The sequence below is a fragment of the Embleya sp. NPDC050154 genome (genome assembly GCF_044460165.1).
GTDB lineage: Bacteria > Actinomycetota > Actinomycetes > Streptomycetales > Streptomycetaceae > Embleya.
In genome coordinates this window covers 52,792-62,106 of the sequence record NZ_JBITJP010000008.1, presented here as the reverse complement: position 1 = coordinate 62,106, position 9,315 = coordinate 52,792, and the positions used below count along the sequence as shown (strand labels likewise).

Sequence of the window (9,315 nt, the reverse complement as noted above, 5' to 3'; positions counted from 1 at the left end):
GGCTGAACACCCTACCCCCGGCCGGCCCGGGGGGCGCGGGGGGGGCGGTGGTTGCGTTTTTGCTGCTGGGGTGCGCGCGGGGTGGGCCCCCCCCCCCCCCGGCCGGGGGGGCCCCCCCCGGGCGCCCCGCCCCGTTGTGCCTCTAACGTTGCCCCAGCACGACACACGGCAGTTCGACGCACTCGGCAGTTCGACACGGCAGATCGACGCAGTCGGACTGTTCGACGCACTCGGCAGTCCGATACACAAGGCACTTCTACGCCCACCGCACGGGGGGCTCACCGTATGGGGTGGAAAGTTGACGCGCGGCGCCAAGAACCTCACGCACCTCGACGAGGCCGGCGCGGCCCGCATGGTGGACGTCACGGCCAAGCAGATCTCGGTCCGCACGGGCACGGCCTCGGGCCGGGTGCTCGTGTCGCCCCGCGTGGTCGAACTCCTGCGGGGCGAGGGCGTGCCCAAGGGTGACGCCCTGGCCACCGCCCGGATCGCGGGCATCATGGCCGCCAAGCGCACCCCCGACCTCGTGCCGCTGTGCCACCCGATCGCGCTGCACGGCGTCGCGGTGGACCTGACGGTGCAGGACGACGCGGTGGCGATCACCGCGACCGTGCGCACCGCCGATCGCACCGGGGTCGAGATGGAGGCGCTGACGGCGGTCTCCGTCGCGGCGCTCACGGTCGTGGACATGATCAAGGCAGTGGACCCGGGCGCGGTCATCACCGACGTGCGGGTCGAGCAGAAGACGGGCGGCGCCTCCGGGGACTGGCGACGGGACACCGGGGCAGGGGCCACACAACGGGACGGAGGGCAAGTCTGATGCGAGCCATGGTGATCACCGTGTCCACCCGCGCGGCGGCCGGTACCTACGGGGACGAGAGCGGTCCGGTGATCGTGCGCGGGCTGCAGGCGCTGGGCTTCGAGACGCGGGGACCGCAGGTGGTACCCGACGGCGAGCCGGTCGCCCAGGCGCTGCGGGACGCGGTCGCGGGCCACTACGACGTGATCGTCACCACCGGGGGGACCGGGCTCAACCCGTTCGACCAGACCCCGCAGATGACCAGCCGGGTGATCAGCTACGAGGTGCCGGGCATCGCCGAGGCGATCCGGATGGAGAACTTCGCCAAGGTGCCGACCTCGATCCTGTCGCGCGGCATCGCCGGCGTCGCGATCACCCAGGACTCGCACTGGACCTACCGCAGCCTGATCGTCAACCTGCCCGGCTCGCCCGGTGGCGCGCAGGACGGCATCAACGTGCTGTCCAAGGTGCTGCCGCACGTGGTGTCGCAGCTCCAGGGCGGCGACCATCAGCAGGGCGGCGGGTTCGGCGGCGGCGGTGGTGGCGGTGGTGGCTTCGGCGGCGGTCAGCAGCAGCCCGCGCCCGGGGGCGGCGGCTACCAGGGCGGCTTCGGCGGGGGCGGCGGCTACCAGGGCGGTGGCGGTGGGTTCCAGGGCGGCGGGGGCTACGGAGGGGCGCAGCAGCCGCCATGGGGCACGCGCTGACCCGCGGGTGGCCGGTGGAGCTCACCGAGGGCCGGGTGACCCTGCGCCCGATCCGCGCCCGCGACGCGGCCGCGTGGCAGGAGGTGCACACCCGCAATCGCGAATGGCTGCGCCGCTGGGAGGCGACCGTGCCGCCGGGATCGGCGGCCGGTCGCCGGCCGACGTTCCGGCAGATGGTGCGCTTCCTGCGGGCCGAGGCGGGCGCGGGGCGGATGTTGCCGTTCGTGGTGTTGTACGACGGGCAACTGGTCGGCCAGGTCACGGTCGCCGGCATCACGTGGGGGTCGATGTGCTCGGCACACGTGGGCTATTGGGTGGACGAGCGGGTCGCCGGGCTCGGCGTGATGCCGACGGCGGTCGCGCTCGTCGCCGACCACTGCTTCTTCCGGCTCGGTGTGCATCGCCTGGAGGTGTGCATCCGGCCGGAGAACCGGGCCAGTCGGCGGGTGGTGGACAAGCTGGGGTTCCGCGAGGAGTGCCTGCGCCCGCGCTACCTGCACATCGACGGGGACTGGCGCGATCACCTCGCCTACGCGTTGAACGCCGAGGAGGTCCCCGAGGGGCTGCTGATGCGGTGGCGCGCCTATCGGGAGAGCCGGGGCTTCACCTGGTAGGGGATCCCGTCGAGCGCGATCCGTGCGCTCGGAACCCCTTCGGGCGGAACCTCCGCGAGGAACCCTTCGGGCGGAACTCGGTGGGAACCCCTTCGCGCGGAACTCCGTGGGGAACCCCTCGATGTGAATCTCTTCGATGTCGATCCCGCCATATCGACACATCGATCTTGCGATTTCGCTACTCTTCCGGAGATATGAGCGGTGTCACCTCGGCAGACCCCGGAGCCCCCGGGAGAACGGCTGCCCGAGGGGCCTCGGGAGCCACGCCGGCTCCGGGCATCTCGGGTGTCCCGGTGATTTCGGCCGTGTCGGGCTTCTCGCCGAATTCGGGGGTGTCGGGCTTCCCGGTGAATTCGGCCGCGCCGGACGGTTCGGTGGATTTTGTCGCCTCGGGCGTCTCGGCAGTCACATTCGTCACATGGGCATCACCGCGGATCGGGCGACACACCGTGCCTAATCCGACGATGCGGCGCCCATCCGGCTTAGCGTGTGAAGCGTGAACGGCAGCGGCCTGATCTACGCAGCGATCGTGGGGGCCTGGGCTGCCTATCTGGTGCCCATGTGGCTTCGCCGACAGGACGAGCTCAACGAGGCCCGGCCGACCGAGCGATTCACCACCGCGATCCGGATCCTCTCCCGTCGCGGCGCCTTCGAGCGCCGCTCCGCCCGTGCGCTCGCGGAGGCCCCCGCTTCCGTGGAGGAGGGCACGGACGCACCCGACCGGCGCGCTCCGGCCGAACCGCCGCGCGCCGCTCGGCAACACCCGGCCAAGCCCGGCGCGCAGTCGACGCCGCAGACGGCCCCGCAGTCGGCCGCGACCCCCGGGTCGGCGTCCTCGGCCAAGGGCAAGCCCGCCGCGGCCAAACGTCCCGCCGCGACGGTCCGCCGCGACGAGGGCCGGGCCGCGCTGCTCACCCGGCGCCGTCGGGTGATCGCGAGCCTGTTCGCGACCTTCACCGCCGGCGCGATCCTGGCCGGGGTGGCCGGGATCGCCTGGCTGTGGCTGCTGCCCGCCGTGCCCGGCGTCCTGCTCTCCGCGTACATCGTCCACCTGCGTGTGCAGGAGCGGCGTCGCTACGAGGCGGGACTGCGCCGACTGGGCCGACCCGCGGGCAAGTCCGGCGGACCCGCCGACGGCTCCTCGGCCGCCGAAGCGCGTTCGCGGGCCAAGTCCCGCGAGACACCCGCCGGCCCGCCGGCCGAACCCCGCGCGGCGGATCGGCCGACCGGCGGCGACCCGCGTGCGCCCCGTGCGCCGCGCTCGGGGCCGACCGGCTCCGCCGGGACGGGCGGCGCCTCGGGAGCCTCCGCCTCGGCCCGGGGTCGGCGCGACCGCGAGGCGGAGGAACCCGCCCTGGCCGAGTGGATCGCCGAGTTGGCCATCGACGGGGGCCCGCACGATCGCGACTCGTGGGACCCGGTGCCGGTCCCGCTGCCCACCTACGTGACCGCTCCGGTGGTCCCGCGCGGCGACGCCGAACAGGAGCCGGAGCGCCCGCAGATCCACGCCGTCCCGGACCCCCGGCCGACCGAGTCGGCCCGCCCGTCCACCCCGTTGTTCGACCAATACGCCGAGGACACCCGTACCGCCTACGGCTCCTCCGTCGACTCGCTGCCCCTGTACGAGCACGAGTGGCGCCGGGCCGTCAACGAGTGAATACCCGTGCGCGACCCACCTCGTCGAGGTGGTAATGTTTCTCCTCGTTGGGCCTGTGGCGCAGTCTGGTAGCGCACCTCGTTCGCATCGAGGGGGTCTGGGGTTCAAATCCCCACAGGTCCACACAGCACGAAAGCCCCGCCGGGATCCGGCGGGGCTTTCGTCGTTCCCGAGTCCCGACGCGTGGCAAGGCCCGTCCGGATTCGGTGAGTTGCACGGGATCGGGTTACGGGTCGATGAGGAGTGGGTGAACTGCGTCGCTTTTCCGGCGGTGCGGGAATGCGCGGCGGTTGATCGGGCTTGGCCGAGAGAGTGCGCCCGCCGCGAGGTGTGCGGGGGCGCTGCCGCGTGTAGCGGAATGTGTTCGGGTGGTTATTACGGTCGCGTAGGCGAGGTGAGCGATGCCAACATCGGGTGACATGGCCGAGCTATTGAATCCACACGGGAACCTGTCCGGAATCGACTCTTATGTGGCAATCGGCGACAGCTTCACCGAAGGTGTCGGCGATCCCGGGCCCGACGGGAACTACCTCGGGTGGGCCGATCGGTTCGCGGCTCGGCTTTCGACGGAGCGGCCGGGCCTTCGGTACGCGAATCTGGCCGTGCGCGGGAAGCTGCTGCATCAGATCGTCGAGGAGCAGGTGCCGTTGGCCATCGCGGCACAACCCGATCTGGTGACGTTGTGCGCGGGTGGCAACGACGTGCTGCGGCCCGGGAGCGATCCGGACAAGCTGGCCGCCGAGTACGAGCAGGCGGTCGCCGCGTTGACGGCGACGGGCGCTCGGGTCGTGGTTTTCACCGGGTTCGACACGCGCTGGGTGCCGGTGCTCAAGCTGATCCGCGGCAAGGTGGCCACGTACAACGAGCTGTTGCGGGTGGTCGCGGATCGGTACGACTGCCCCGTCGCGGACATGTGGGGGCTCACGTCGCTGCACGATCGGCGTGCCTGGAGCGAGGACCGGCTGCACCTGTCGCCCGAGGGGCACGACCGGGTGGCGCTCAAGGTCGGCCGGGCGCTCGGGTTGGCCGTCGAGGGTGACCCGGACGCGCCATGGCCGGCGGAGGCCGTCGCGGTCACGGCCGGCGCGGCGCGGCTGGAGAACGTGCACTGGGCGCGGGAGCACCTGGTGCCGTGGATCGGGCGGCGGCTGCGCGGACAGTCGTCCGGGGATCACATCACCGCGAAGCGGCCGGAGTTGGCGCCGCTGGATCATGTCGCCGCGATCCCGCCCGTTGGCGCACCCGTGAGTCGTCAAGCCTCGTAGGGCCCGGCGGGTCCTCAAGCGCCGGACGGGCTGGATGGTCAGCCTGTGCCGGGTTGTCCTCAAGCGCCGGACCGGCTGGGTGGGTTGTGCTCAAGTGCCGGACGGGCTGGTGGGGTTGCGGGAGGCTGGTCCTCGGGTGTTCGGCGGGACTTGGTTTATGGGGTCGGTTCCGCTGCTGTGCCCAGGAGGAGGAGGCGGGCGGAGCGGGTTACCGTGCGTTCGACGTCGTCCATCGTCATGCGGCCGAAGGCCCAGCTGAAGAGGGCGCCTTCCCAGGCGATGCCGAGTAGGTGGACGAACTCGTCGGCGCCGGTGATCTCGTCGCCCAGCGCGGTGCGGAACATGTCGTTCATGATCCGATTGATCTCGCGATGACAGTCGCCCACGCCGGGGTCGGACGACCCGAGCGCGTGGATCAGCGCGGCGGTGAGCCGAGGGTGGCGGGCCATCGTCCGGCACGTGTTGTGCAGGATCGCGCACACTCGCTCGGCGGCGTCGGTGCCGTCCGGCCGGGCCGCGTCGCTGCGTTCCAGTGCGGCGATCCACTCCAGGTGGGTTGCCGCGAGCAGGTGGTCCTTCGAGGAGAAGTGCCGGTAGATGGTCGCCGAGGAGAGCCGGGACAGGCGGACCACGTCGCGCATCTGCACGCTGTCGTAGCCGCCCGCCGCGGCCAGGTCGCGGGTCGCGTCGATGGCCCGCCTGCGTATGTCCTGCTCCCGCGCGACGGACACCGGCGCAGCCTCTCTCGGGGTCGACAACAGCATGGGCAACGGCTTCGACGACGGCGACGACGACTTCGCCCAGGACGCCGACACGCTAGATCCAGGTGCTGAACCACATACGGTCCAGCCACCCGCTGCGCGAGATCGTCTCACCGGTGAAGATCGGATAGAAGTACAGGAAGTTCCACGCGATCAGCGCGATGATCGCGACCACGCCCGCCGTACCCCAGGCCCGTCGCCGTTCGCCGGCCCCGGGTGGGCCGAGCAGCGCGCCGAGCATCATGGTCACCGCCAGGCACAGGAACGGGACGAACGCGACGGCGTAGAACAGGAAGATGGTGCGCTGCTGGTACGCCATCCACGGCAGGTACGCGGCGGCCAGTCCGCACAGGATCGCGCCCGCGCGCCAGTCCCGGCGGCCGGCCCAGCGGAAGAGCAGGTAGCCGACCGCGATCACGCCGGTCCACCACAGCAGCGGCGTGCCGATGCCCAGCACGGTCTGGTAGCAGTCCTGCTCGGTGCAGCCGGCCGTGCCCCGGTGCACGGTCTCGAAGTAGTAGGCGACCGGTCGGCCCAGGACCAGCCAGCTCCACGGGTTGGATTGATACGGGTGCGGGCTGTCCAGGCCGGTATGGAAGTTCCACATTTCCGAGTGGTAGTGCCACAGGCTGCGCAACGGCGCCGGCACCCACGTCATCCCGAATTGCGGCAGCGGGACGGAGAAGAGCTTGAGGTCGAGGGAGCCGGGGGAGAGCCCGGCCCGGTGGTCGGCCCAGTCCCGGAAGTAGCCGTCGTCGGTCATCAGCCAGCCGGTCCAGGACCAGATGTAGATCATCAGCGCGACCAGCACGGTGGACAGGAACGCGAAGAGCACGTCGTGGCGCAGTGCGGCGCGGTAGGGGCGGCGGGCGCCGCAGGCCCGGCGGGTGCCGGCGTCCCACAGCACGGTCATGACGCCGAAGGCGGCGAGGACGTAGATGCCGCTCCATTTGGTGCCGCAGGCCAGGCCGAGGCAGATGCCGGCCATGATCCGCCAGGGGCGCAGGCCGAATTTCGTCGTGGCAGCGCGTGCGGCGTCCGGGCCGGTTTCGAAGAGTCGGGCGGCGATCGCCCTGGTGTCGTCGCGGTCGATGAGCAGGCAGCCGAACGCGGCCAGGATCCAGAACATCAGGACCAGGTCGAGCAGTGAGGTGCGGCTCATCACGAAGTGCAGTCCGTCGAGGGACATCAGCAGTCCGGCGACGCAGCCCAGGAGTGTGGAGCGGAACAGGCGGCGGCCGATCCGGCACAACATCAGCACCGACAGCGTGCCGAGCACGGCGAGTGCGAACCGCCATCCGAACGGGGTGAGTCCGAAGAGTTGCTCGCCCAGCGCGATCGTCCACTTCCCGATCGGCGGGTGCACGATGTACGAGCCCTGTGTCTGCAGGACGTCGTGTTGTCCGGCCAGGATCTGTTCGTTGGCCTCCTTGGGCCAAGTGCCCTCGTAGCCGAGCTTGAGCAGCGACCAGCCGTCCTTGGCGTAGTACGTCTCGTCGAATATCACCGCCCTGGGCCTGCCCAGGTTCCAGAACCGGATGAAGCCGGCCAGCAGGGTCACCAGGATGCAGGGCAACCAGCCGCCGCCGGTGTACGCGCTGTTGTCGGTGTACGAGGGCACGAGCCGCTCGCGCAGCGAGGTCGGCGGCCGGTCCCGGTATCCGAATCGAGCCAGTGACCAGGCCCACCCGCGCGGCTCGGGACGTGCGGCCCCGGTGCTGCCGGGGGACTCCGCATCCCCCTTTGGGGGGTGCTTTCGGGTCGGCTGATCGGTAGCCACGTCACTCGTCACCCGAGCATCGTATTGACGCGCGGGCGAACCGGGGCGCGCGAAAGGGGAGGATGGCCGAGTGGAACACGAACAGCACAGTCCTCAGGGCGGCGTACTCGTACTGGCCGGCACCCCCATCGGTGACGTGAGCGACGCGCCCGCGCGGCTCGCCGTCGAACTCGGCGCGGCCTCGGTGGTGGCCGCCGAGGACACGCGCAGGCTGCGCAGATTGGCCGGCGCGCTCGGCGTGGAGGTGCCCGGGCGGGTGGTGTCCTACTTCGAGGGCAACGAGGCGGCGCGCACCCCGGAGCTGGTCCAGGCGCTGCGCGAGGGCAAGCGGGTGTTGTTGGTCACCGATGCCGGGATGCCGTCGGTATCCGATCCGGGCTACCGGCTGGTCGAGGCCGCGGTGGCCGAGGACATCAAGGTGACCGCCGTACCGGGGCCCTCCGCGGTGCTCACCGCGCTCGCGCTGTCCGGGCTGCCGGTGGACCGGTTCTGCTTCGAGGGATTCCTGCCGCGCAAGGCGGGCGAGCGGGCCCGGCGGTTGGCCGAGTTGGCCGCGGAGCCGCGCACGATGGTGTTCTTCGAGGCGCCGCACCGGCTCGCCGAGTCGCTCGCGGCGATGGCCGAGGCGCTGGGCGCCGACCGTCGCGGCGCGGTGTGTCGCGAGCTCACCAAGACCTACGAGGAGGTCCGCCGGGACACCCTGGCCGAACTCGCCGAGTGGGCGAAGCCGGGGGTGCGCGGCGAGATCACCGTCGTGGTCGCCGGCGCGCCGCCCGCCGACCCCTCGAAGATCGGCCCGGCCGAGCTGGTCGAGCGGGTGGCCGGACGCGAGGCCGCCGGACAACCGCGCAAGGAGGCGATCGCGGCGGTGGCGGCCGAGGTCGGCGTGCCCAAGCGGGTGGTCTTCGACGCGGTGGTCGCGGCCAAGAAGGCGTGACACCCGAAAGGACCGGTCGACGACGGATCGCGACCCTCGGCGACGCCTCGACGACGGACCGCGACCCTCCGGTGCGCCGCGTCCGACATCCGCGACGCGGCGTGCCCGCACGGCCCGCTCCGGCCGCGGCCGGGTCGGTCAAGCGCGTGCAACGGGCAGGTACGGCACAGCACTCGATTGGGTGATGAGTCTCTCGGGTTCTCCATATTCCGTGTTGGCCGACGTCAAGGAACCGTATGTACCGATACGGAAGGCGCCTCGCGGGCATTCCATGGATACCGGTCACGGGAAGCCCCTGAACGAGTCGGTGGGCTCGCCCGCGCGAGGAGGTCGTCATGGAGAACCCGACGGTGGTGCACGAGTCCTATGCCTTCGTCTGCATGTCCTGCGGTCGCGGATGGGAGCGCGACTACGAGATCCACCACGCGACCGATCTGCACGGAATGCGACTGTGCCGGTACTACTCGATGGGGGCGCTGGTCCCGTCCCCGTTCACCAAGCCCGCGTGCGAGCACTGCGACGGCACCCGCCTGCGGATACTCCCGGCGGGCCGGGTCGCGTCGGTCACCGGATCCCGGGCCGTGGTCAAGCCGGCGAAGTCGGTCGAGCCGGTCAAGCCGGTCGCGGCCGTGAAGGCCGACAAGCCGGCCAAGGTGCCCGCCGCGCGCGGGGCCTCCCGGTGGCACCTGCCGTCCCTGCACCGCTCCGCCTGAGCCCCATCCGGGCCGCGGGCCCGCCGGTGCCCGCTCCCACGGATACTCGGGGGCGGGCGCCGTCGCGTCGGCCGTAGGATTCCGG

9 protein-coding genes and 1 tRNA gene are annotated in these 9,315 nt (G+C 71.6%); 8 read left to right on the top strand and 2 right to left on the bottom strand.

What is annotated here, in order from left to right; translation table 11 throughout:
• Positions 1–352: 352 nt before the first annotated feature.
• The 6 genes from moaC (at position 353) to ACIBSV_RS18435 (ending at position 5,039) form a co-directional block, all read left to right on the top strand.
• Entirely contained in the window at positions 353–820 is a 468-nt protein-coding gene (moaC, locus tag ACIBSV_RS18460; protein WP_395864715.1) for a cyclic pyranopterin monophosphate synthase MoaC, read from the top strand.
• A gap of 8 nt (positions 821–828) precedes the next feature.
• On the top strand, positions 829–1,503 hold the full coding sequence (locus ACIBSV_RS18455) for a MogA/MoaB family molybdenum cofactor biosynthesis protein (RefSeq protein ID WP_395864187.1): 675 nt from the start codon (positions 829–831) through the stop codon (positions 1,501–1,503).
• The gene (locus tag ACIBSV_RS18450) at positions 1,488–2,117 is read left to right on the top strand and encodes a GNAT family N-acetyltransferase (protein ID WP_395864185.1); all 630 of its coding nucleotides are present in this window, start codon (positions 1,488–1,490) and stop codon (positions 2,115–2,117) included. The genes ACIBSV_RS18455 and ACIBSV_RS18450 overlap by 16 nt, the downstream gene beginning before the upstream one ends.
• A 496-nt stretch (positions 2,118–2,613) precedes the next feature.
• Positions 2,614–3,774: a hypothetical protein gene (locus tag ACIBSV_RS18445; RefSeq protein ID WP_395864183.1), complete on the top strand. Its 1,161-nt coding sequence runs from the start codon at positions 2,614–2,616 to the stop codon at positions 3,772–3,774.
• A 49-nt stretch (positions 3,775–3,823) separates the two neighbouring features.
• A tRNA-Ala gene (locus ACIBSV_RS18440) sits at positions 3,824–3,897 on the top strand.
• Positions 3,898–4,193: 296 nt separating this feature from the next.
• Complete coding sequence (locus tag ACIBSV_RS18435) at positions 4,194–5,039, top strand: SGNH/GDSL hydrolase family protein (RefSeq protein WP_395864181.1); 846 nt, start codon at positions 4,194–4,196, stop codon at positions 5,037–5,039.
• Between the two features lie 155 nt (positions 5,040–5,194).
• On the opposite strand, the gene ACIBSV_RS18430 is transcribed toward ACIBSV_RS18435, so the two are convergent.
• Together ACIBSV_RS18430 and ACIBSV_RS18425 are read right to left on the bottom strand one after the other, a co-directional pair.
• A complete protein-coding gene (locus tag ACIBSV_RS18430; protein WP_395864180.1) occupies positions 5,195–5,770 on the bottom strand; it encodes a TetR/AcrR family transcriptional regulator in 576 nt (191 codons plus the stop codon).
• Between the two features lie 85 nt (positions 5,771–5,855).
• Positions 5,856–7,592, bottom strand: a complete 1,737-nt coding sequence (locus ACIBSV_RS18425; protein WP_395864178.1) for a dolichyl-phosphate-mannose--protein mannosyltransferase — start codon at positions 7,590–7,592, stop codon at positions 5,856–5,858.
• A 58-nt stretch (positions 7,593–7,650) separates the two neighbouring features.
• Between ACIBSV_RS18425 and rsmI the strand changes: the two genes are divergently transcribed.
• Positions 7,651–8,517: a 16S rRNA (cytidine(1402)-2'-O)-methyltransferase gene (rsmI, locus tag ACIBSV_RS18420; RefSeq protein WP_395864176.1), complete on the top strand. Its 867-nt coding sequence runs from the start codon at positions 7,651–7,653 to the stop codon at positions 8,515–8,517.
• 335 nt (positions 8,518–8,852) lie between these two features.
• Positions 8,853–9,230, top strand: coding sequence for a hypothetical protein (locus tag ACIBSV_RS18415; protein ID WP_395864174.1), 378 nt, complete (start codon positions 8,853–8,855; stop codon positions 9,228–9,230).
• Positions 9,231–9,315 lie beyond the last annotated feature (85 nt).

Excerpts from the sequence above, each read along its gene's own strand:
- ACIBSV_RS18435 (WP_395864181.1), top strand. The coding sequence starts at position 4,194 with ATGGCCGAGCTATTGAATCCACACGGGAACCTGTCCGGAATCGACTCT.
- ACIBSV_RS18450 (WP_395864185.1), top strand. The coding sequence starts at position 1,488 with ATGGGGCACGCGCTGACCCGCGGGTGGCCGGTGGAGCTCACCGAGGGC.
- moaC (WP_395864715.1), top strand. The coding sequence starts at position 353 with ATGGTGGACGTCACGGCCAAGCAGATCTCGGTCCGCACGGGCACGGCC.
- ACIBSV_RS18455 (WP_395864187.1), top strand. The coding sequence starts at position 829 with ATGGTGATCACCGTGTCCACCCGCGCGGCGGCCGGTACCTACGGGGAC.
- ACIBSV_RS18415 (WP_395864174.1), top strand. The coding sequence starts at position 8,853 with ATGGAGAACCCGACGGTGGTGCACGAGTCCTATGCCTTCGTCTGCATG.